This window comes from Methylobacterium sp. HJ2, from assembly GCF_056431005.1.
The window spans coordinates 188,809-208,155 of sequence record NZ_JBWJYM010000008.1 but is presented as its reverse complement, the minus strand read 5'-3'; the positions used below and the strand labels follow the sequence as shown (position 1 = coordinate 208,155).

At 70.0% G+C, this 19,347-nt stretch carries 20 protein-coding genes; 8 read left to right on the top strand and 12 right to left on the bottom strand.

Annotated features, from left to right (window positions below; translation table 11 throughout):
• Window positions 1-43 precede the first annotated feature (43 nt).
• Both ACS5RC_RS19620 and ACS5RC_RS19615 read left to right on the top strand, forming a co-directional pair.
• Complete coding sequence (locus tag ACS5RC_RS19620; RefSeq protein ID WP_478345584.1) at window positions 44-454, top strand: dihydrofolate reductase; 411 nt, start codon at window positions 44-46, stop codon at window positions 452-454.
• A gap of 50 nt (window positions 455-504) precedes the next feature.
• Window positions 505-1,644 (top strand): carboxylate-amine ligase, encoded by a 1,140-nt coding sequence (locus tag ACS5RC_RS19615; RefSeq protein ID WP_478345583.1) that lies wholly within the window; start codon window positions 505-507, stop codon window positions 1,642-1,644.
• 88 nt (window positions 1,645-1,732) lie between these two features.
• On the opposite strand, the gene der is transcribed toward ACS5RC_RS19615, so the two are convergent.
• The 3 genes from der to ACS5RC_RS19600 form a co-directional block, all read right to left on the bottom strand.
• A complete protein-coding gene (gene der, locus ACS5RC_RS19610; protein ID WP_478345582.1) occupies window positions 1,733-3,082 on the bottom strand; it encodes a ribosome biogenesis GTPase Der in 1,350 nt (449 codons plus the stop codon).
• A 138-nt stretch (window positions 3,083-3,220) separates the two neighbouring features.
• Window positions 3,221-3,931: a tetratricopeptide repeat protein gene (locus ACS5RC_RS19605; RefSeq protein ID WP_478345581.1), complete on the bottom strand. Its 711-nt coding sequence runs from the start codon at window positions 3,929-3,931 to the stop codon at window positions 3,221-3,223.
• Window positions 3,932-4,057: 126 nt separating this feature from the next.
• Window positions 4,058-4,663 carry an NnrU family protein gene (locus tag ACS5RC_RS19600; protein WP_478345580.1) on the bottom strand — a complete coding sequence of 202 codons (606 nt, stop codon included), beginning with the start codon at window positions 4,661-4,663 and terminating at the stop codon, window positions 4,058-4,060.
• A 151-nt stretch (window positions 4,664-4,814) separates the two neighbouring features.
• On the opposite strand from ACS5RC_RS19600, the gene ACS5RC_RS19595 reads away from it, so the two are divergent.
• Together ACS5RC_RS19595 and ACS5RC_RS19590 are read left to right on the top strand one after the other, a co-directional pair.
• Window positions 4,815-6,005, top strand: a complete 1,191-nt coding sequence (locus tag ACS5RC_RS19595; RefSeq protein ID WP_478345579.1) for a hypothetical protein — start codon at window positions 4,815-4,817, stop codon at window positions 6,003-6,005.
• Between the two features lie 93 nt (window positions 6,006-6,098).
• Complete coding sequence (locus tag ACS5RC_RS19590) at window positions 6,099-6,410, top strand: cupin domain-containing protein (protein WP_478345578.1); 312 nt, start codon at window positions 6,099-6,101, stop codon at window positions 6,408-6,410.
• A gap of 13 nt (window positions 6,411-6,423) precedes the next feature.
• Here ACS5RC_RS19590 and ACS5RC_RS19585 read toward each other — a convergent pair whose 3' ends face one another.
• Window positions 6,424-6,879 carry a hypothetical protein gene (locus ACS5RC_RS19585; protein ID WP_478345577.1) on the bottom strand — a complete coding sequence of 152 codons (456 nt, stop codon included), beginning with the start codon at window positions 6,877-6,879 and terminating at the stop codon, window positions 6,424-6,426.
• A 422-nt stretch (window positions 6,880-7,301) separates the two neighbouring features.
• On the opposite strand from ACS5RC_RS19585, the gene glyA reads away from it, so the two are divergent.
• From glyA to ACS5RC_RS19565, 4 genes are all read left to right on the top strand, one after another.
• Window positions 7,302-8,606: a serine hydroxymethyltransferase gene (glyA, locus tag ACS5RC_RS19580; RefSeq protein ID WP_478345576.1), complete on the top strand. Its 1,305-nt coding sequence runs from the start codon at window positions 7,302-7,304 to the stop codon at window positions 8,604-8,606.
• A gap of 117 nt (window positions 8,607-8,723) precedes the next feature.
• Complete coding sequence (gene nrdR, locus ACS5RC_RS19575) at window positions 8,724-9,242, top strand: transcriptional regulator NrdR (protein WP_478345575.1); 519 nt, start codon at window positions 8,724-8,726, stop codon at window positions 9,240-9,242.
• 14 nt (window positions 9,243-9,256) lie between these two features.
• Window positions 9,257-10,348, top strand: coding sequence for a bifunctional diaminohydroxyphosphoribosylaminopyrimidine deaminase/5-amino-6-(5-phosphoribosylamino)uracil reductase RibD (ribD, locus tag ACS5RC_RS19570; RefSeq protein WP_478345696.1), 1,092 nt, complete (start codon window positions 9,257-9,259; stop codon window positions 10,346-10,348).
• A 1-nt stretch (window position 10,349) separates the two neighbouring features.
• On the top strand, window positions 10,350-11,009 hold the full coding sequence (locus ACS5RC_RS19565) for a riboflavin synthase (RefSeq protein WP_478345574.1): 660 nt from the start codon (window positions 10,350-10,352) through the stop codon (window positions 11,007-11,009).
• Window positions 11,010-11,064: 55 nt separating this feature from the next.
• Here ACS5RC_RS19565 and ACS5RC_RS19560 read toward each other — a convergent pair whose 3' ends face one another.
• The 8 genes from ACS5RC_RS19560 to ACS5RC_RS19525 all read right to left on the bottom strand — a co-directional run bounded on the left by ACS5RC_RS19560 (window position 11,065) and on the right by ACS5RC_RS19525 (window position 19,192).
• Entirely contained in the window at window positions 11,065-11,502 is a 438-nt protein-coding gene (locus ACS5RC_RS19560) for a PaaI family thioesterase (RefSeq protein ID WP_478345573.1), read from the bottom strand.
• A 14-nt stretch (window positions 11,503-11,516) separates the two neighbouring features.
• Window positions 11,517-13,091, bottom strand: a complete 1,575-nt coding sequence (locus ACS5RC_RS19555) for a SpoVR family protein (RefSeq protein WP_478345572.1) — start codon at window positions 13,089-13,091, stop codon at window positions 11,517-11,519.
• 59 nt (window positions 13,092-13,150) lie between these two features.
• Complete coding sequence (locus ACS5RC_RS19550) at window positions 13,151-14,446, bottom strand: YeaH/YhbH family protein (RefSeq protein WP_478345571.1); 1,296 nt, start codon at window positions 14,444-14,446, stop codon at window positions 13,151-13,153.
• Between the two features lie 110 nt (window positions 14,447-14,556).
• Window positions 14,557-16,509 carry a PrkA family serine protein kinase gene (locus ACS5RC_RS19545; protein WP_478345570.1) on the bottom strand — a complete coding sequence of 651 codons (1,953 nt, stop codon included), beginning with the start codon at window positions 16,507-16,509 and terminating at the stop codon, window positions 14,557-14,559.
• Between the two features lie 224 nt (window positions 16,510-16,733).
• Entirely contained in the window at window positions 16,734-17,192 is a 459-nt protein-coding gene (locus ACS5RC_RS19540) for a 4-aminobutyrate aminotransferase (RefSeq protein WP_478345569.1), read from the bottom strand.
• Between the two features lie 126 nt (window positions 17,193-17,318).
• Window positions 17,319-17,816, bottom strand: a complete 498-nt coding sequence (locus ACS5RC_RS19535) for a MerR family transcriptional regulator (protein WP_478345568.1) — start codon at window positions 17,814-17,816, stop codon at window positions 17,319-17,321.
• A gap of 213 nt (window positions 17,817-18,029) precedes the next feature.
• A complete protein-coding gene (gene rpsD, locus ACS5RC_RS19530) occupies window positions 18,030-18,647 on the bottom strand; it encodes a 30S ribosomal protein S4 (RefSeq protein WP_478345567.1) in 618 nt (205 codons plus the stop codon).
• Window positions 18,648-18,874: 227 nt separating this feature from the next.
• The gene (locus ACS5RC_RS19525) at window positions 18,875-19,192 is read right to left on the bottom strand and encodes an HPr family phosphocarrier protein (protein WP_478345566.1); all 318 of its coding nucleotides are present in this window, start codon (window positions 19,190-19,192) and stop codon (window positions 18,875-18,877) included.
• Window positions 19,193-19,347 lie beyond the last annotated feature (155 nt).

Sequence of the window (19,347 nt, the reverse complement as noted above, 5' to 3'; positions counted from 1 at the left end):
GCCCCGGCCGGCCTCCGCTCCCCTGCTCTTCCGGCTGCACCCCATGATCGACGTCCGCTGCATCTGCGCCATCGGCCTGCGGGGCCAGCTCGGCCTCGACGGGCGCCTGCCCTGGGAGGGCAACACCGACCCGCTCTTCGTCGAGGACGTGACGCGCTTCTTCGCCCTGACGATGGGCCACGTGCTGATCGCCGGGCCGAAGACCGTGGCCTCGGTGCCCGAATTCGCCTTCCGCGACCGCACCATCGACGTGATCCGCTCGCACGAGGATCCGGAGACGGTCCTGAAGCGCTATCCGGGCCGGCGCATCTTCGTCGGCGGCGGCATCGCGGTCTGGAACGTCTACGCCCGCTACATCCAGAACTGGGACATCACCCGCCTGCCCTACGACGGCGAGGCCGACCGCTGGTTCGATCCGGCCTGGCTGGTGGGCGGACCCCTGCGCGCGGCGTAGCGGCACCTTTCGGCGGCGGCGACGTTGTTGCGGGCGCGTCCGAGGGTTCCATGCCGCAGGCCTCCTACCGTTTCGGCATCGAGGAAGAGTATTTCCTGGCCGATGCCGAGACGCGGGGCACGCCCCGGCGCTCGGTGAAGCCGTTCCATGTCGCGGTGTCCGAACGTCTGCCGGAAACCGGGCGCGAGCTTCTCCAGTGCCAAGTCGAGGTCTGCACGCCGCCGGTGACCGATTTCGCCGAGGCGCGCCGCAGCCTCGCCCGCCAGCGCTCGGCGCTGGCGGCACTCGCCGCCGAGCACGAGTTGCTGGTCTTCGCGGCCGGCACCCACCCGGTCGCCGACTGGTCCCGGCAATTGCCCACCAAGGGCGACCGCTATCGCGGCATCCTGCGCGACGTCGGCCTCGCCGGGCGGCGCAGCCTGATCTGCGGCATGCATGTCCACGTCGAGGTGCCGGACCCGGACGCGCGCGTCGATCTGATGAACCGGCTGCTGCCGTTCCAGCCGCTGCTCTTCGCGCTCTCGGCCTCGTCGCCGTTCTGGCAGGGCAAGCCGACCGGCCTGACCGCCTACCGCCTCAGCGCCTTCGGCGAGCTGCCGCGCACCGGCCTGCCGCAGCTGTTTCCGGGCCCCGAGGCCTATGCCCGCTACGTCCGCATCATGACGCAGGTCGGCTCGATCCAGGACGCCAGCTTCCTGTGGTGGTCGCTGCGGCCGTCGATCAAGTTCCCGACGCTGGAGCTGCGCATCGCCGATTCCTGCACGCGGCTGGAGGATGCCCTCGCGATCGCCGCGCTGTTCCGCTGCCTCGTCCGCCTCGCGGTGCGCCGACCCGACCTGAATGCCGGGCTCGACGGCGTCTCGCGGGCGCTCGCCGAGGAGAACCTGTGGCGGGCCCAGCGCAGCGGCACCGCCGCCGAGATGGTCGACGAAGGGCGGGAGGAGGCGCTGCCCTACGCCGAGGCCCTCGACGCGCTGCTCGCCCTCGTGGCGGAGGATGCCGAGGCCCTCGGCTGCGCGTCCGAGATCGCCCGGGCCCGCGCCATCGCCCAGGAGGGCACCAGCGCCGAGGCGCAGATCGCCGCTTTCGAATCGGCGCGGGAGCAGGGCCTGACCAACCGGCAGGCGCTCGACGCGGTGGTCGACTGGCTGGCCCTCACCACGCGGGGCGAGGCCGGGAGCCCCGGCTAGGCGCGCCGCAGGCTCGACCGGGACGAGGGCGCGCCCCGTCTTTCGACGACCGGTACGGGGACAGTCGCGAGGGACGGAGCCGGGAGACCTACCCCTTGTCGAACGGATTCTGCGAGGTGCGCAGCGACAGCCGGATCGGCGTGCCCGGCAGGTCGAAGGCCTCGCGCAGCGCGTTGACGAGGTAGCGGGTGTAGGATTTCGGCAGGGCGTTGAGCTGGTTGCCGAACAGCGCGAAGTGCGGCGGCCGGCTCTTCACCTGGGTGGCGTAGCGGATCTTGATGCGCCGGCCGGAGACGGCCGGCGGCGGGTTGCGGCTCGTGGCCTCCGAGAGCCAGTCGTTGATGCGCGAGGTCGAGACGCGGCGGTCCCAGATCTCGGCGGCCTGCACCACGGCCTGCATCAGCTTGTCGACGCCGTCCCCCGCGAGCCCCGAGAGCGGCACCACGGAGACGCCGCGGACCTGCGGCAGCAGACGGGTGCAATCCTCGCGCAGGGATTTCAGGAGCCCGTGCTGGTCGGCCACGAGGTCCCATTTGTTGAGGCCGATCACCAGGGCGCGGCCCTCGCTTTCGACCAGATCGACGATGGTGAGGTCCTGCTTCTCGAACGGGATCGTGGCGTCGAGCAGCACGACGACGACCTCGGCGAAGCGGACGGCGCGCAAGCCGTCGGAGACGGCGAGCTTCTCGAGCTTGTCGTCGATGCGGGCGCGGCGGCGCATGCCGGCGGTGTCGTGCAGCTTGATCCGGCGCCCGCGCCATTCCCAGTCGAGGGAGATCGAATCGCGGGTGATGCCGGCCTCGGGCCCGACGAGGAGCCGATCCTCCCCGAGCATCCGATTGATCAGGGTCGACTTGCCGGCATTCGGCCGGCCGACGATGGCGACCCGCAACGCCCGGCCGCCCGGTGCGTCGTCCTCGTCCTCCTCGTCGTCCTCGGCCTGAGGCAGGGCGGTTTTCAGGGCCTCGTGCAGCTCGCCCACGCCCTCGCCGTGCTCGGCCGAGAACGGGATCGGGTCGCCGAGCCCCAGGCGGAACGATTCGTAGGCGCCGGCCATGCCCGCCCCGCCCTCGGCCTTGTTGGCGATGAGGATGACCGGGCAGCCGGAGCGGCGCACCAGTTCCGCGAAGGGCTGGTCGGCGGGCAAAATGCCGGCGCGGGCATCGATCACGAACAGCACCACGTCGGCGGCGAGGATCGCGGCCTCGGTCTGCATCCGCATGCGGCCGGTGAGGGAGGCGGCGTCTGCCTCCTCGAGCCCGGCCGTGTCGATGACGCGGAATTTCAGGCCGCCGAACTGCACGTCGCCCTCGCGCCGGTCGCGTGTGACGCCGGGGCGGTCGTCCACGAGGGCGAGCTTCTTGCCGACCAAGCGGTTGAACAGGGTCGACTTGCCGACATTCGGCCGGCCGACGATCGCGACGGTCGGCAAATCCATGACTGATCTCGAATTCTGGTTCCGGCCGGGCGACGGGCGCCCGAACTCCGACGTGACAGATACGCGGCGGCGGCCCGAATGTCCCGCCCCGTCGTGCAAGCGGGACGCAAGGCTGCCTCCCGCTCGGGCGCGGCCGGCTCAGCGCGTGATCGGCGGCGGGGGGGCGGCGGGCTCGGGCTTCGCCTCGGTCACCGTGACGGGGCCGCCGGCCACGATGGCGGCGTAGACCTCGATGCGCTGGCGCAGGCCCTGCGGCGTGTCCGGATCGGCATTGAGCTGGTCGAACCAGCGGCTCGCCTCGTCGTACTGCCCGCGCTTGAGGGCGGAGAGGCCGAGCATCTCGCGGGCGGTGTGGCGGAACGGCGTTCCGGCGGCGAGGCCCTGCAGGCTGGCGAGCGCCGGAGCGGGATCCGGCAGATCGAGCCGCAGCAGCGCGGCGCGCAGGCGCGCGAGATCGCGGAGGCCGTCGCCAGCCTGGGTGTCGCCCGCGATCTTGTCGAAGGCGGCGGCGCCCGCGGCGGCATCCGTCTTGGCGGTCTCGGCCGCCGCCCGCAGCGAGGCGAGCAGCCGGTAACCGGCCGGGCCCTTCGCCTCCAGGCTGTCGAAGATCGTGTCGGCCTCCGCCGCCTTGCCGTCGCGGGCGAGACGGTTGGCGGTGTCGAATTGCTCCGAGGCGGCCTCGGCGGCGTTGCGCTGCGCCGTCTGCCAGTAGCGCCACCCGCCGACGCCGGCCACGAGGAGAATTGCCAGCGCGATGATCACGCCGCTGTAGCGGCGCCAGATCAGCGCGACCTGATCGCGGCGATAGTCCTCGTTGACCTCGCGGATGAACTCGTTGTTCTCAGCCATTCGTTCCCGGCCCCGGCGCGCCGCGGGCCACCTCGCATCCGTGTTTGGGCCCCGCGCCTAGCACGTCATGCAAGGGTTGGCGACTGGGGGGCGATTGGGGCGCCGGCCGGTCGGCGCAGCGAAGCGTCAGGCCTTGCTGGGCCACACGGCGACGCCGATCAGCCAGGGGTGGACGTAGCGCGCGAAGACGAACCACACCGCGATCCCGACCAGAACCGCCACGACGTCGTTGCGCCAGCCTGCCGGGGCGGTGTGGCCCCCGTGCTGCGCGGCGACCGCGCCGGCCGGCACCGCCCGGCGCTTCAGGCTTATCCGGTCGACGACCGCCCAGGCCAGGAAGGCGCCGAACAGCAGCAGTGAGCCGAGGTCGCCGTTCGCCAGGAGGTGCGCGGTGGCCCAGATCTTCACGGCGAGCAGCATCGGGTGCTTGGCGAAGGCGCGGATGCGGCCCGGCAGATAGGCCGAGGCCAGCACGATGAAGGCCAGCAGGACGAGGAGCAGCGCGAGGTGCTTGGTCCAGATCGGCGGATCCCAGAGCTGGATGTAGCCCTCGGCCCGGTAGCGGCCGAAGCCGACGCCGATCAGCACGAGGCCGAGGACCGACAGCACCGTGTAGCCGAGCTTGTACCCGCCCTCGCCGAACCGGCCCACGAGTTCGGCGCGCTTGCCCCGCGCCATCGAGAACGCATGGGTTCCGAGGAACAGCACGAGGCCGAGGACGAGGATCAGCATGCGGGGTCTCGTGCCTGTGGATGGCGGGCGCCGGGACGTGCCCGATGAAATGCCCTGTAACGGTTCTGAACAGAGTCTCGCGGGGTTTGTCCAGGCGTGGCGGTTCGCCGCCGTCCGCCCTGTCCCTTGCCCGTTTTCGGGAAGGATGCCGATGCGCCCTGCCGTCGCCGCTCTCCTCGCCCTGTTGCTGCCCGGCCCGCTGCGCGCGAGCGAACCGCCGCTGTCGAGCCTGACGCTCGTCGGTCCGCCCGCCACGATCTTCAAGGCCGGTCGCGACGCCTGCGACGGGGCCGACGTGCCGGATGCCCCGGCGCGGGCGTTCCGCGACGCCACCGGGGCGGTCGCGCTGTTCGGGATGCATTACCGCAACCGGGCGCTGCGCGGGCCGGATCTCGACCATCTCAAGCTCGATTGCACGGTGGTGCTGGACTCGGGCGAGAAAGCCGATCCGGCGCTCTACGACGACCGCTCCTGGATCACCGCCACCTGGACCGAGGACGGCGCCCATGTCTCCGCCCTCATCCACCACGAATATCAGGCCAACGAGCATCCCGGCCGCTGCCCGGCCGGCCGCTACATGGCCTGCTGGTACAACACGATCACGGCCGCAGCCTCGCGGGATGGCGGGCGCAGCTTCACCCGCAGCAGCCCGCCCGCCGTGGTGGCGGGCGCGCCGTTCCCCCAGGAGGTCGGCCAGGGCCGGCACAGGGGCTTCTTCAACCCGTCGAACATCGTGGCCGAGGCGGGTGGAAAGCCCCGCTGGCGCTATTTTCTCGCCTCGACGACCGGCTGGGACCGGCCGGGCAGTGACCAGGGGGCAGGCGTCTGCCTGTTCCGCAGCGACCGGCCGGAGGATCCCGGACGCTGGCGCGCCTGGACCGGCACCGGCTTCACCGCCGCCTTCCCGGACCCCTACCGGACGGGTGCCAAGAGCCCGGCGACCTGCCGCCCGGTGGGCCCCTTCCCGGGCCCGGTCGGAGGGGTGGTGCGTGACCGCGCCAGCGGCGCGTTCGTGGCGGTGTTCATGGCCAAGGGCGGCACCGGCGCGCCAGGTGATTTTCCGCAATCGGGCTTCTACTGGACGACCTCCCGAGACCTGATCGCCTGGGACCGGCCGCGCCTGCTTCTTGCCGGCGCCACCCTGTACGACGACCCCTGCGGCGCGCCCGGCGGACTGATCGCCTACCCGGCGCTCCTCGACCCGGGGGCGGAGGGCCGCAACTTCGACGATGCCGGCGCGCGGGCGCTCCTGACCTACGCGACGCTGCGCACCGAGGGCTGCACCGTCACGTCCGATCGCGACCTCGTGCGGCGCCCCGTGGCGATCACGGTCTTCCCCTGACCGGCGCGGCAAACCGGCGCAGCTGTCGCGGATCCGCGTTGACGGCTCCAGAGCCGCCTGCATCTCTGCTGCGGGACACAGCGGGGCCTCGCGATGACCGACCACCTGATCGCCTGGAGCGAGCGCGACGCGATCGTGGCGGCGAACGGCGTGGCCAAGCGCAGCATCCCGGGAGCCGGGGCGGGCCTCGTTCACATCACGATCCCCCCCGGCACCGTGGCCCCGCGCCACAGCCACGACCACGAACAGTTCGTGCAGGTGATCGCGGGCTCGGGCGTGCTTGAGACCGAGCAGGGCCGGATGCCCTTCGCGGCCGGCCACGTCTTCCACTTCCCCCCGGGCGCGTGGCACGCCGCCACCTTCGAGACTGAAACCGTGCTGATCGAGACCAACCTCGCGGGGTGAACACGCGCCCGAATCAGTGCCTTCGGGTCGAGATGCCGCTTAGGCGGGCGAGCGTCGCGTCGAAGTTGTCGGCGGTTTTCTGTGTGTAGCGCCGTGCCTGCACGGGATCGAGCACGAGTCCCTCCTGCGCATCGAAGGCCCGTCCGCCCGTCAGCGTCACCAAGCCGGTCAGTGCGATCCAAGCACCCATGCAGCCCGGCAGCGTGGCAAAGTGGAACGCGAAGACATGCGGCCAAACGCCCTGGAAATCGATGTCGTCGTAGGTGTCCGTCAAGTCCTGCAGAGAGCCAGGATAGAACTCGAATCCTACCTCGTGGTCTCGCCACGTCGCGGGCAAGTGGCCACGATGTTCGATGATGTCGCGGCTCGCATGCAGCACCAAGCCGAAGCCCAGGTCGTCGATCGATTGCCGCCACGCCGAAAAGGACGCGGGCAATGTTGCGCAGAGTGCGTAGGCGTCCAGGCTCATGATCGATCCGCCGCTCGTAGTAGGTAGTTTCGGCCTTCAGCCAGCAATGGGGATGTCGAGGAAAGCGTCCGGCAGATGTCGTGCCGCGCGTTCGTAAGCCAGCCGGGCGGATCCGCGCTCGGAGGGCTCCGGCCGCGCCGTCATCCGCCGCGTGTTCAGGATGAGCACAGAAGAAGAACGTTGTCAATAAATTCTTATCCGCGGACGCCTGTTCCTGTGGCGATTGCACGGAGGTTTCCAGTAGGCGGAGAGCCGGAGATTGCCCCTTGGGCGGGCTGAATTTTTCTCAAACGGCCGACAAAAACGCCTGCGGTTGGCGGCCTCCCTCCGGGCGTGTAGTACTATCGGCTTTGAAGGCCCTCCGTGCACGCCGACGGGACGATGGGGCCGTTCGCCCGCTTTATAAGAACAGAGGCATCCTAATGAGCGCCGGTACCGCCGCCGACAAGCATTTCTCGAACTCGTTCTTCGCCGCCCCGCTCACGGAGGCGGATCCGGAGATCGCACGCGCCGTCGAGCAGGAGCTCGGTCGTCAGCAGCATGAGATCGAGCTGATTGCTTCCGAGAACATCGTCTCGCGCGCGGTGCTCGAGGCCCAGGGCTCTGTGCTCACGAACAAGTACGCCGAAGGCTATCCGGGCCGGCGCTACTACGGCGGCTGCCAGTTCGTCGACGTCGCCGAGGACCTCGCCATCGAGCGCGCCAAGCGCCTGTTCGGCGTCGGCTTTGCCAACGTGCAGCCGAATTCCGGCTCCCAGGCCAACCAGGGCGTGTTCCTCGCCCTGATGCAGCCCGGCGATACGTTCATGGGCCTCGACCTCGCTGCCGGCGGCCACCTGACGCACGGCGCCCCCCCGAACGTCTCGGGCAAGTGGTTCAAGCCGGTGTCCTACACCGTGCGCCGCGAGGACCAGCGCATCGACATGGAGCAGGTCGAGCGCCTCGCCCACGAGCACAAGCCCAAGGTCATCATCGCGGGCGGCTCGGGCTACCCGCGCCACTGGGATTTCGCCAAGTTCCGTGAGATCGCCGACGCGGTCGGCGCCTACTTCTTCGTCGACATGGCCCATTTCGCGGGCCTGGTCGCGGCCGGCGTGCATCCCTCGCCGTTCCCGCACGCTCACGTCGCCACCACGACGACCCACAAGACGCTCCGCGGCCCGCGCGGCGGCATGATCCTGACGAACGACGAGGCCCTGGCCAAGAAGTTCAACTCGGCGATCTTCCCCGGCATCCAGGGCGGTCCGCTGATGCACGTCATCGCCGGCAAGGCCGTGGCCTTCGGCGAGGCGCTGAAGCCCGAGTTCAAGATCTACGCCCGCCAGGTCGTCGAGAACGCCCGCGCCCTCGCCGACACCCTGATGTCGGGCGGCTACGACATCACCTCGGGCGGCACCGACAACCACCTGATGCTGGTCGACCTGCAGCGGAAGGGCCTCACCGGCAAGGCGGCGGAAGCCGCGCTGTCGCGGGCGGACATCACCTGCAACAAGAACGGCGTGCCCTTCGACCCGCAGAAGCCCACCGTCACCTCGGGCATCCGCCTCGGCACCCCGGCCGGCACCTCCCGCGGCTTCGGCGTGGCCGAGTTCAAGCAGATCGGCGGCTTCATCGTCGAGGTGCTGGACGGTCTCGCCGCCAAGGGCGACGCGGGCGACAGCGAGGTCGAGGCCAGCGTCAAGCAGCGCGTTCACGCGTTGACCGATCGCTTCCCGATCTACGGCTGAGGCAGCCCGGAACGCGGCGCCCTGCCCCTTCCTGGCGCTGCAACATCGGTCTAGGACAACGGCCGCGGATCCCAGGGGTCCGCGGCCTTTCTCGTTCCCGATACGAAGGACCGCCCGATGCGGTGCCCCTATTGCGGCGGCTCAGACACACAGGTGAAGGACTCGCGCCCCAGCGAGGACGGGGCGGCGATCCGCCGCCGCCGGGTCTGCCCGGATTGCGCCGGCCGCTTCACCACCTTCGAGCGGGTGCAACTGCGCGAGGTCACCGTCATCAAGCGTTCGGGCAAGCGGATCCCGTTCGATCGCGACAAGCTGCAACGCTCGATCGACGTGGCCCTGCGCAAGCGCGCGGTCGAGCCCGAGCGCGTCGAGCGGCTGGTCAGCGGTATCACCCGGCAACTCGAGAGCAGCGGCGAGGGTGAGGTCACATCCGAGGCGATCGGCGAGCTGGTGATGGAGGGGCTGAAGGGCCTCGACGACGTCGCCTACGTGCGCTTCGCGTCGGTCTACAAGAACTTCCGCGAGGCCAAGGACTTCGAGGCCCTGCTCGGCACCCTCGGCGAATCGGTCGCAGGCTCGGGCGAGCCGGAGGCCGAATTGGAGGCCGCGCCGCCGCGGCGCCGGGCCAGGCCGTGACCGACGCGCCGTACATGCGGCTCGCCCTGGCGCTGGGGCGGCGCCATCTCGGCCTGACTTGGCCGAACCCCTCGGTCGGCGCGGTGGTGGTGGCCGGTGCTCCGGGCGCGGAGCGGATCGTCGGCCAGGGCGTCACCGCCGCGGGCGGGCGGCCGCACGGCGAGCCGCTGGCCCTCGCGGCGGCCGGCGCGGAGGCTCGCGGCGCCACGCTCTACGTGACGCTCGAGCCCTGCTCCCATCACGGCCGCACCCCCCCCTGCACCGAGGCGATCGTCGCTGCCGGCATCGCCCGGGTGGTCAGCGCCCTCGAGGACCCCGATCCCCGCGTCTCCGGCCGGGGGCACGCCCGTTTGCGCGATGCCGGACTCAGGGTCGAGTCCGGGCTGCTCGCCGAGGCGGCGGCCCGCGACCATCTCGGCCACGTCAACCGCATCCGGCGCGGACGCCCGGCGCTCCATCTCAAGCTCGCGCAGACCCCGGACGGCTTCGCCGCCGCCTCCGGGTCGGAGCGGCTGCACATCACCGGTCCCATCGCCGACGGCGCCGTCCATCTCTGGCGGGCCCACGCCGACGCCATCCTGGTGGGGATCGGCACGGCCCGGGCCGACGATCCCTCGCTGACCGTGCGGCTGCCGGGCCTCGGCGCCCGCTCGCCGCAGCGCGTCGTGCTCGATTCGCGCCTGTTGCTGCAACCGTCGAGCGTCCTCGTCCGCACCGCTCACGACGTGCCGACGCTGGTCGTCACCACCCGCAGCGCCCCGGCCCACGCCAAGCGGATGCTCGAATCCCTCGGCGTGGAGGTTATCCGCGTGGGCGAGGACGGGCACGGACGGGTCGATCTGACGGCGGCTTTGGAGGCGCTCGGCGAGCGCGGCCTGACCCGGCTGTGCAGCGAGGGCGGCCCCCGCCTTGCGGACGCCCTCGCGGAGGCCGATCTGATCGACCTGTTCACGCTGATCACCGGGGACCGGGCGCTGGGCGCCGCCGGCGGCCTCCCGGCTGTCGGCCCCCGGCTCCAGGCCCTGCTCGCGACCGGCCGCCTCGTCGAGGTCGAGAGCCGCGCGGTGGGGCCGGACCGGATGGTCACCTACGCACGGGCGGATTGAGATGTTCACAGGCCTCGTCAGCGATGTCGGCACCGTTCTGAGCGTCACGGGCGACGAGACCCTGCGGCGCCTGACGATCCGGGCGGGCTACGATCCGGCCGGGATCGCGCTCGGCGCCTCGATCGCCTGCTCGGGTCCGTGCCTGACCGCGGTCTCCGTGGAGCCGGCCGAGGGCGGCTGCGTCTTCGCCGTCGATGCCGCCGCCGAGACGCTCGCGCGCACCACCGTCGGCCTCTGGCGACCCGGCACCCGGATCAACCTCGAGCGCTCGCTGCGGATCGGCGACGAGCTCGGCGGCCATCTCGTCACCGGTCATGTCGACGGCCTCGCCGAGATCGTGGCGCGCGAGCCCATCACCGGCGCCGACAGCGCCTGGGGGGCGAGCGAGCGCTTCACCCTGCGGGCGCCGGCCGATCTCGCGCCCTTCATCGCCGAGAAGGGCTCGGTCTGTCTCGACGGCACCTCGCTCACCGTGAACGGCGTCTCGGGCGACCTGTTCTCGGTGCTGCTGATCCCCCACACCCTGCAGGTCACCACCTGGGGCGAGCGCCGGCCGGGCGACCGGCTGAACCTCGAGGTGGATCTGATCGCCCGCTACGCCGCCCGGCTCACCGAGGCCCATGCGCAGGCGCGTCGGGAGGCGACGCCCGCCGGTTCCTGAACACGGCGCCTCGGTCGATCGCGAGACCGGAGGGGATCGCCGCGGACGAGCCGTTTCAGCGCGGCGGGATCGAGTAGGTCCCGGTGGCGTGGCAGACGAGGTCGTCGCTGCCCGCCGCGGTGATCAGTACCTCGCCCACCGCGAGCCGGCGCCCGAGCTTGAGCAGGCGGCAATCCGCCAGGATGTCGCCGGAGGCGGGCTTGCGCAGGAAGTTGAAGCTGAGGCTCGTGGTGACGGCGAGGGCCACCGGACCGATATTGGCGAGGATCGCCGCGTAGAGCGCGTAATCGGCGAGCGCCATCATGGCCGGGCCGGACACCGTCGCGCCCGGTCGCAGGAAGCGCGCCTGCGCCTCCAGCCGCATCCGCGCGCAGAGCGGGCCCACCGCCTCGAGGTGATAGGCGCGCCCGCCGGCCTGCATCTGCGGGAACTCGGCATCGAGAAAGTCCCGCGTCTCGGCGAGCGTCATCACGGGGGCGGTCGTGGCGGGCATGCGGTGTCCGACGCTCAGAAGAAGATCGGCCGCGCGCTCGCCATGTGCTCGGCCAGCACCGTCCCGGTGGCCGGGTCGATCTCCTTCAGCACGGCATCGTAGCCCCAGAGGTCGGCGAGGTGCTGGAGCACCCGGCCCGCATCCTCCTTCTGCAGTGTGATCCGGTTGATCGCCTTGTGGTGCAGGATCAGCTTGCGGTCGCCTTCGAGATCGACGTCCACCACCTCGATGTCGGGATCGAGCCAGGCCACGTCGTACTGGCGGGCGAAGGAGCGGCGCATCTTGCGGTAGCCGCGCTCGTCGTGGATCGCGGCGACGCGCAGCTCCGATTCCTCTGGATCGTCCACCACGTGGAACAGGCGCAGGTCCCGCATCAGCTTGGGCGAAAGGAACTGCGCGATGAAGCTCTCGTCGCGGTAATTCTCCCAGCAGTCGCGCAGCACCGCCATCGGATCGCCGGTCCCGGCGATCTCGGGGAACCACTCGCGGTCCTCGGCGGTGGGCGCCTCCACGATGCGGGCGATGTCCTGCATCATCGCGAAGCCGATCGCGTAGGGGTTGTGGCCGCCGTAGGAGCGGTCGTCGTAGGTCGGCTGCCGGATGACGTTGGTGTGCGATTGCAGGAACTCGAGATAGGCCGCCTCGCCGATCAGGCCCTTCTCCGAGAGCGCGTTCATGATGCGGTAATGGCAGTAGGTGGCGCAGCCCTCGTTCATCACCTTGGTCTGGCGCTGCGGGTAGAAGTACTGCGCCACGAGGCGGACGATCCGCAGGATCTCGCGCTGCCACGGGCGCAGGCGCGGGGCGACCTTCTCCAGGAAGTAGAGGATGTTCTCCTGCGGCAATTCCAGCAGCGCCCGCCGCCGCTCGGCCGCCGCGTCCGAGCGCACCGCGCCGGTCTTGGCGGGGAGCGTGCGCCAGAGATCGTTGTAGATCTGCTCGCCGTGCTCGATGCGCTCGCGCTCCCGCCGCTGCTCGGAGGCGAGGTCCGGGCGCTTCTTGCGCGGGTAGCGGTGCACGCCCTGGCTCATCAGCGCGTGGGCGGCGTCGAGCACCTGCTCCACCGCCTGATGGCCGTGCCGCTCCTCGCAGCGGGCGATGAAGCCCTTGGCGAAGTCGAGATAGTCGAGGATGCCCTCGGCATCCGTCCATTGCCGGAACAGATAGTTGTTCTTGAAGAAGTGGTTGTGGCCGAAGGCGGCGTGCGCGATGACGAGGGTCTGCATCGTCGCCGAGTTCTCCTCCATCACGTAGGAGATGCACGGATCCGAGTTGATGACGATCTCGTAGGCCAGCCCCATCAGGCCGCGGCGATAGCCGGCCTCGTGCTGGGCGAAGTGCTTGCCGAACGACCAGTGCTTGTAGAACAGCGGCATGCCGATCGACGCGTAGGCGTCGAGCATCTGCTCGGCCGTGATGATCTCGATCTGGTTCGGGTACCAGGACAGGCCGAGCTCCGGCCCGGCGATCGACTCGCAGGCATCGTGGATGCGCCGGATGGTGTCGAAATCCCAGTCGTTCCCGGTGAACAGGGGTTTCTGCCCGCCGGAGATGATCTGCGGTTTCGATCGGGTCGGGCTAGCCACCATGAGCCGGTCCTCTCAACGCATCTCCCGCCCCCGCACGGAGACGGGCCTGTGGCGATCGCTCAGGCCTCGGCCTTCGCGTCCTTGCGGCCGAACAGCTCACGGAACACCGGGTAGATCTCGCGCCGATGGTTCACCTTGCGCATGGCCACCGGGCCGCCCGCCTTGGCGATGGCCTCGTAGGTGCGCCAGAGCGTGGTCCGATGCTCGACGAAGCCCGCGCGCGGCCCGTTCTCGTCGCCGACCTCGAGGTAGGCGAAGTGCTGGCAGGCGGGCAGGATGTGGGCACGCAGCAATTCCGTCGCCGTGGGCCCGTCCGACGAGACGTTGTCGCCGTCGGAGGCCTGCGCCGCGTAGATGTTCCAGTCGTCGGGCGAGTAGCGCTCGGAGATGATGCGCTTCATCTCGACCAGAGCCGAGGAGACCAGCGTGCCGCCCGTCTCGCGGGAGCCGAAGAAGGTCTCCTCGTCCACCTCAGTGGCGCGATCGGTGTGGCGGATGAACACGATCTCCACGTGCCGGTACCGGCGCGTCAGGAAGATGTGCAGCAGGATGTAGAACCGCTTGGCGAGGTCCTTCATGTGCTCGGTCATCGAGCCGGACACGTCCATCAGGCAGAACATCACGGCCTGGGCGATCGGGCGCGGATAGGGCTCGAAGCGGCGGAAGCGCAGGTCGATCGGATCGACGTAGGGGATGCGCTTCGAGCGCTCCCGCAGCAGCCGCAGGGATTCGACAAGGTCCGCCCGCTCCGGCGAATCTTCCGCCAGTCCCTCGATCCGGGCCTCGAGCGCGGCCAGTTCCTCGGGCTTCGGGCGCTTCAGGGCGATCCGCCGCGACATCGAGTTGCGCAGCGTCCGGCCGAGCGCCAAGTTCGCGGGCGACCCGGAGACGGTGTAGCCGGCCCTGCGCAGGCCCTCGGTCTCGACGACGGCGAGGCGCCGCTTGGCGAGGTCGGGCAGTTCGAGATCCTCGAGGAAGAGTTCGAGGAACTCGTCGCGCGTCAGCACGAAGCGGAAGGCGTCCTCGCTGTTCTCACCGCCCTCGCCGCCCTCGCCCGAGCCCCGTCCGCCGCCGCCGCCCGGCGGGCGCTCGATCGTGTCGCCCTCCACGTAGGTCTTGTTCCCGGGCAGGATGTGGTCCTGAAGGCCGGTGCCGGGCTGGCGGGAGAAGCGCGGCTCGCGCACGCCGTCCGCCGGTACGGTGACGCGTCCGTCCTTGCCGAGATCCTTGATGTCGCGCTCACGGGCGGATTCGCGCACGGCGCGCTGCGCCACGTCCTTGACCCGGCGCAGGAAGCGCTGGCGGTTGGGGAGGCTCTTGCCCCCGGGATTGAGCCGACGGTCGACGATGTGCATCCGGTATCCGAACCCTCGCCCGCTGCATGCCCGGCCGCCGCATCATCGACGGCCGGTCGTCCGAAACTGTGGCGGCTGAGGGTCGACAGGCCCCGATCGGGGCTCTCCCCTCACCCCGCCTGCTTGACCCGCATGTACCATTCCACCAGGCGGCGGACCTGCCGCTCGGTGTAGCCGCGCTCCACCATGCGATCGACGAACTCGCCGTGCTTCTTCTCGGTGTCGCCGTCCTTCTTGGAGCCGAAGGAGATGACCGGCAGCAATTCCTCGACCTGGGAGAACATCCGCCGCTCGATCACCTCGCGCAGCTTCTCGTAGCTGGTCCAGTTCGGGTTGCGGCCCCCGTGCTGCGCCCGCGAGCGCAGGGCGAACTTCACCACCTCGTTGCGGAAGTCCTTCGGATTGGCGATGCCGGCGGGCTTCTCGATCTTGGTGAGCTCCTGGTTCAGGAGCTCGCGGTTCAGGAGCTGCCCCGTCTCGGCGTCCTTGAAGTCCTGATCCTCGATCCAGGCGTCCGCGTAATCGATGTAGCGGTCGAACAGGTTCTGGCCGTAATCGTGATAGGACTCGAGGTAGGCCTTCTGGATCTCGTGCCCGATGAACTCGGCGTAGCGCGGGGCGAGCTCGGTCTTGATGAACTCCAGATAGCGCTTCTCGGTTTCCGCCGGCAGCTGCTCGCGCCGCAGCGCCTGCTCCAGCACGTACATCAGGTGCACCGGATCGGCCGACACCTCCGTGGTGTCGTGGTTGAAGGTCGCGGCCAGGACCTTGAAGGCGAAGCGGGTCGAGATTCCGTCCATGCCCTCGTCGACGCCGGCCGTGTCCTTGTACTCCTGCATCGAGCGGGCGCGGGGATCGACCTCGCGCAGGGACTCGCCGTCATAGACCCGCATCTTGGAGAAGACGTTGGAATTCGCGTGCTCGCGCAGGCGCGACAGCACCGAGAACCGCGCCAGCATCTCCAGGGTGCCGGGCGCGCAGGCCGCGTCCGACAGCTCGGAGCCCGAGATCAGCTTCTCGTAGATGCGCTGCTCCTCGGTGACGCGGAGGCAGTAGGGCACCTTGATCACGTAGATGCGATCGATGAAGGCTTCGTTGTTCTTGTTGGTCTTGAAGGTCTGCCACTCGGACTCGTTCGAGTGGGCGAGGATCACGCCGGTGAACGGGATCGCGCCGATATTCTCGGTGCCGACGTAGTTGCCCTCCTGCGTCGCCGTGAGCAGCGGATGCAGCATCTTGATCGGGGCCTTGAACATCTCGACGAATTCCAAGACGCCCTGGTTCGCCCGGTTCAATCCGCCCGAGTAGGAATACGCATCCGGGTCGGCCTGGCTCAGCGTCTCGAGCCGGCGGATGTCGACCTTGCCGACGAGGCTCGAGATATCCTGGTTGTTCTCGTCGCCCGGCTCGGTCTTGGCGATGCCGATCTGGCGCAGGCGCGAGGGCCGCACCTTGATGACCGTGAACTTCGAGATGTCGCCGTTGAACTCGTCGAGGCGCTTCAGCGCCCAGGGGCTCATCAGCCCGGTGAGGCGGCGGCGCGGGATGCCGTAGCGGCTCTGGATCTCCGCGCCCATGATCTCGGGATCGAACAGGCCGAGCGGGCTCTCGAAGACCGGGGAGACCTCGTTGCCGGCCTTGAGCACGTAGATCGGGTGGACCTCCATCAGCGCCTTCAGGCGTTCGGCGAGCGAGGACTTGCCGCCGCCGACGGGCCCGAGCAGGTAGAGGATCTGCTTGCGCTCCTCCAGCCCCTGCGCGGCGTGGCGGAAGAACGAGACGATCCGCTCGATCGTCTCCTCCATGCCGTAGAACTCGGCGAAGGCCGGGTAGGTCCGGATCGTCCGGTTCATGAAGATCCGGCCGAGGCGGGAATCCTTGGCGGTGTCGATGAACTCGGGCTTGCCGATGGCCTCGAGGATGCGCTCCGCGGCGGAGGCGAACATCAGCGGCTCGTCGCGGCACGCCTCCAGATACTCGGAGAGCGTCATCTCCGTGTCGCGGCGCGCCTCGTAGCCTCTGGCGAAGCTCTGGAAAAGGTCGTTCGTCGCATGCATCGGCATTCGATAACCCTCTCAGACCGCGGTTAGCTTCATCCTGTCCCGCATCGGATGCAACTGACAGGCCCGCTTTTGTCGCAGTGCGTCGAACACGCCGCCGCTGCGTGTGCTGCATGCAACACTCCGCCGTTCCGCGCGGACAATCAACGCCCTCGGCCGGTGGGCCGAATGCGGACCCGGACCCTGGTCGGCCGAGCCCGTGCACCGCACAATGAAGTGTTCGGCGGTCAAAGTTCGGTGTTGTCCTTCTTCGAATCCGCGTCGGATTTGTTCTGGTCGGCGCCGGCCTTGCCGGATGCCGAGCCGACGGTCAGCTTGAAGACGTAGGTCTGTATCTGAGCATCCGAGTTCCGGACCTCGAACGTCACCTCGTCGCTGCCCGTGAACCCGTCCTTGGGCTGATAGAACACCGCCTGGACCGAGGCCTCCTTGTTGGGGCAGCGGTAGCTCGCCGGGGTCTTCTGCTTGGCGGACTTGGTGATCAGGACGCCGTTCTTGGGCGCGCCCGAGAAGCGGAACTCCGGCATCGGCCCCTCGGAGCAATCCTTCTTGAGGTTCGGCACGAGGATCAGCCGCGCGGTCTTGCCGGCGGCGACCGTCTCGCTCTTCTGCGTCGTCTCGGCGAGGGCCGGACCGACGAGCAGGCTGCCCGCGACGAGGGCGGCGAGCGGGCGGGCGAAGGACATGGACGAGGCTCCCTAAGACCGGCAATCGGATGTCGCGTGCGCCGGAGACCGCCATGTGGGGAGGCCGCGCGCGCGCGTCGAGGGCGCGGCCGCCGATCGCGGGGCGTCCCGCCGCAATGCCCGGTCTCAGGCGTCGGGCGCGGAGCCGGTGCGCAGGGCCCGGAGCGCCGACCGGCAGGCCTTCAGGTCGGCGAGCGCGGCCTCGAGCGTCGGCCGAGCCGCGCCGGCCAATGCCGCGCCCGCCGGCATCGCCTCGGCGAACGCCGCGCCGGCCTCGCCCTCGACCTCCACGGGCGAGGGCGCCGCGGCCACGGCTTCGCCGCGGCCCACCGCCTGCACGAACCGCACGCCCTTCTCCCGGATGACCCGCTGGGCGCCCTTGATGGTGTAGCGCTGCACATGCAGCAGGTGCCGGATGCCCGCGATCAGCTCGACATCCTCGGGGCGGTAGTAGCGCCGCCCTCCCGCCCGCTTCAGCGGACGGATCTGCCCGAACCGGGTTTCCCAGAACCGCAGGGCGTGCTGGGGCACCTCGAGATCCTCCGAGACCTCGCTGATGGTGCGGAAGGCGCCGGCCTGCTTCGCGCCCGCTCCCGGCGGTTCGGACACGGCTGCGAGAGGCATGAGCGGATCCTGTCCAGTCGGCGGGACCGAGGCGGCCCGGGAATCAGGGGCCGCCGATCATAGGATAGCCCCGACGCGAATCGAAGCGGCGGCCGACCGCGAAGGCCTCTGGCGCGCTGCGCGACGGTGTGCGCCTGCCGAAACGCGAAAAGGCCCGCGCGCGGCGCGGGCCTTTCCACGAAGGGGCTCGATTGGGCCGTCCGCGCGGACGGATCAGCGCGAGTAGAACTCGATGACCAAGTTCGGCTCCATCTGCACCGGGTAGGGCACCTCGGAGAGGCCCGGGACGCGGGTCACGCGCGCCGTCATCTTCTGGTGATCGACCTCGATGTAGTCGGGCACGTCGCGCTCGGGCAGCTGGGTCGCCACGATCACGACCTCGAACTGGCGGGCGGCTTCCTTGACCTCGATCACGTCGCCGGGCTTCACGAGGAAGCTCGGGATGTTCACCCGCTGGCCATTCACCTTGATGTGGCCGTGGTTGATGAACTGGCGCGCGGCGAACGGGGTCGCGACGAACTTGGCGCGGTACACCACCGCGTCGAGGCGCCGCTCGAGCAGGCCGACGAGGTTCTCGCCGGAATCGCCGCGCAGGCGGATCGCCTCGGCGTAGTAGCGGCGGAACTGCTTCTCGGTGATGTTGCCGTAATAGCCCTTGAGCTTCTGCTTGGCGCGCAGCTGCGTGCCGAAGTCGCTCATCTTGCCCTTGCGGCGCTGGCCGTGCTGGCCGGGGCCGTACTCGCGGCGGTTCACGGGGCTCTTCGGGCGGCCCCAGATGTTCTGACCCATGCGGCGATCGAGCTTATGCTTCGCCTGGATGCGCTTCGACATCGCGTGTCCTCTGATCTTCGTGTTCGTCTTGTGAGGAACGCGCCCTCCTCTCCCCGCAGGCCGGAGCCTCGAGGCGACAGGACGGGGTTGAGACCGCCCACGGGTGCGTATGAAAATGCGACGGGGCCCCTCATCGGAGCCCCGTTGACGGCGCCTCACTAGTGCAGATGCGACCGCCGGTCAACGCCGGCGCCCTGCCGGCTCCCGACATTCGGCCTCGCGCTGCCCTACTCGTCCTCGCCGAAGCGGTTGGCCAGCAACGCCTCGATGGCGGCGAGGCAGGCATCCGCGTCGCTCCCGGCGGCGGTGACGGCCACGGAGGTGCCCTGTGCCGCCCCAAGTGTGAGGAGCCCCATGATCGAGCGCCCGCCCACCGTCTCGCCGGCCCGCGTCACCGTCACGGCGGCGTCGAAGCGCTCGACGGTCTGGACGAATTTCGCCGAGGCGCGCGCGTGCAGGCCGCGGCGGTTGATGATCGGAAGGACGCGCAGCAATCCGCCCTCGGGCACCGGCGGCAGATCGTCGGGCTCGAAGAGGTCGTCCATCGGCTGGCTGCGCCCTGATCGGGAGTGCCGCGCGGACCGTCGCCGCAGCGGTTGACGGCCTCGGTCCCGTCGCGCTTCGTGCCTAGCGGGTTCGGCGCCGGGACGAAAGTCCGTATCGATTCGGAGCGACGACGCGTCCCGGTCCGATCCGGGGA